Source organism: Thermodesulfobacteriota bacterium (assembly GCA_040756475.1).
In the GTDB taxonomy this organism is placed as follows: Bacteria; Desulfobacterota; Deferrisomatia; order Deferrisomatales; family JACRMM01; genus JBFLZB01.
Map to the genome: position 1 here is coordinate 1 of JBFLZB010000337.1, position 2,455 is coordinate 2,455.

Sequence of the window (2,455 nt, forward strand, 5' to 3'; positions counted from 1 at the left end):
CCGAGAACATCGAGTTCCTGGTCCTCCACAACCCCACCCGGCTGGTCCTCGACGCCAAGGGCAAGGTCACCGGGGTGGAGCTCATCAAGATGGAGCTCGGCGAGCCGGATGCCTCGGGGCGCCGCAAGCCCGTGGAGGTGAAGGGCAGCGAGTTCGTGATCCCGGTGGACGCGGTCATTCCCGCCATCGGCCAGGCCATCGACCTCTCCTTCCTGCCCGCGGACGGCCCCGTGAAGGCCGACAAGTGGAAGCAGATCCAGGTGCAGGGCCTGAACAAGCTCGCCGGGGTCCACGACGGGGTGGGGATCTTCTCCGCCGGGGACTGCGTCTCGGGGCCTCTCACCCTCATCGCGGGGCTGGCCGGGGGCAAGGAGGCCGCCTTCCAGATCGACCGCTTCCTCCGGGAGGGCCGCACCGAGCCCCTGGAGGAGTGGGTGATGAACCAGTACGTGGAGAAGCTCAAGCCCTACGACGCCAAGGAAGACGTGGGGGTGCCCCCCACCACCGAGCCCGCGCGCATCCACCACGAGCCGGTGGCCGAGCGGGTGAAGGACTTCCGGGAGGCCGAGATCGGCTTCACCCACGAGGAAGCCATCGCCGACGCGAGCCGCTGCCTGCGCTGCTACCGGCTGCTGGCGGTAGCTGTTGGGGCGTGAGACGTGAAGCGTGAGACGTGAAGTGGGTGGCGGGGGTTCGAACCCATAGGTCCCGTGGCGTGCCGCGAGGGAGAACCACCCCCGGAGAGTCGAACCGCTGACCGCTGAGAGCCGAAAGCCAAGGGGTCCTGCATGATCAACCTGACGATCGACGGAAACGCGGTGAGCGTCCCCAAGGGGGCGACGATCCTGGAGGCGGCCCAGGCGGCGGGGATCCGCATCCCGACCCTGTGCTGGCTCAAGAAGCTCGCCCCCATCGGCTCGTGCCGCATGTGCGTGGTGGAGGTCGAGGGGTACCGCAAGCCCGTCACCGCCTGCGACACCGTGGCGGGCGAGGGGCTCGTGGTGCGCACCGACTCGGACGAGCTGCGGGAGATGCGCCGCGACGTCCTGAAGCTCTTGCTGGTGCGCCATCCCCTGGACTGCCCCGTGTGCGACAAGGGGGGCGAGTGCGACCTCCAGGACCTGACCTGGGAGTTCGGCATCGCCAAGCAGGACTTCACGGCGGAGAGCTTCCAGCGCCAGGTCCCCCGCTACGTCTCCCCCTTCATCCAGCAGTGGCCCGACCGCTGCGTGCTCTGCGCCCGGTGCGTCCACGCCTGCAAGGAGATCAAGGGCGTCGGGTGCATCCAGATCGTGGACAACGGGTTCCACTCCTACATCGGGCCGGTGCCCGGGGTGGAGTGCATCTCGTGCGGGGAGTGCCTCTCGGTGTGCCCCGTGGGGGCGCTCACCGACTCGGTGCTGCCCCGCAAGGCCCGCACCTGGCAGTCCCAGCGGGTGCGCACCACCTGCGGCTACTGCGGCGTGGGGTGTCAGCTCGAGCTCAACGCAAAGAACGACGAGCTTCTGCGGGTGACCACCACCGACTTCGACGCGGTGCCCAACCGGGGGAGCCTGTGCGTGAAGGGGCGCTTCGGGTGGGAGTTCGTCAACCACCCCGACCGGCTCACCGCGCCGCTGGTGCGCAAGAACGGCCAGCTCGTGGAGTCCACCTGGGACGAAGCCCTGGACTTCGTGGCGAAGAAGCTCCAGGAGGTCAAGGACGTCAGCGGCCCCGACGCCGTCGCGGGCTTCTCCAGCGCCCGGTGCACCAACGAGGACAACTACCTCTTCCAGAAGTTCTTCCGCGCGGTGATCGGCACCAACAACGTCGATCACTGCGCACGGCTCTGACACAGCGCCACGGTGGCCGGTCTGGCCACGAGCTTCGGTTCCGGCGCGATGACCAACTCCATCGCCGACCTCGAGAAGGCCAAGGCGTTTGTGATCATCGGTTCCAACACCACGGCGAACCACCCGATCATCGGCGACGCGGTCAAGCGGGCGATCACCCAGAAGGGCGCCAAGCTCGTCGTCATCGACCCGCGGAAGATCGAGCTCGCCGACTACGCCAACGCCTACCTCCAGATCGACCCGGGCCACAACATCCCGGTGCTCAACGGGATGATGAACGTCATCCTGGCCGAAGGGCTCCACGACGCCGCCTACGTGGCCGAGCGGTGCGAGGGGTTCGAGGAGTTTGCAGCGTCCCTGGGCGACTTCACCCCCGAAAGGGTGCAGGAGATCACGGGGATCTCCCCGGACGCGATCCGCGAGGCGGCCCGCCTGTACGCCACGGCGAAGCCGGCGTCGATTCTCTACTGCATGGGCGTCACCCAGCACTCCCAGGGCACCGACGCGGTCAAGGCCCTGGCGAACCTGGCCATGCTCTGCGGCAACGTGGGGGTGGCGGGCGGGGGGCTCAATCCGCTCCGGGGCCAGAACAACGTGCAGGGCGCCTGCGACATGGGCGCCCT

Annotated in this window: 2 protein-coding genes; both read left to right on the forward strand. The window is 68.4% G+C overall.

Going from position 1 to position 2,455, the window contains the following annotated elements:
* Positions 1-656, forward strand: a 656-nt coding sequence (locus tag AB1578_23410; protein MEW6490846.1) for a dihydropyrimidine dehydrogenase subunit A, incomplete at its 5' end; no start/stop codon positions are given.
* 132 nt (positions 657-788) lie between these two features.
* Positions 789-2,455: molybdopterin-dependent oxidoreductase (locus AB1578_23415; GenBank protein MEW6490847.1), on the forward strand; the 1,667-nt coding region annotated here is incomplete at its 3' end.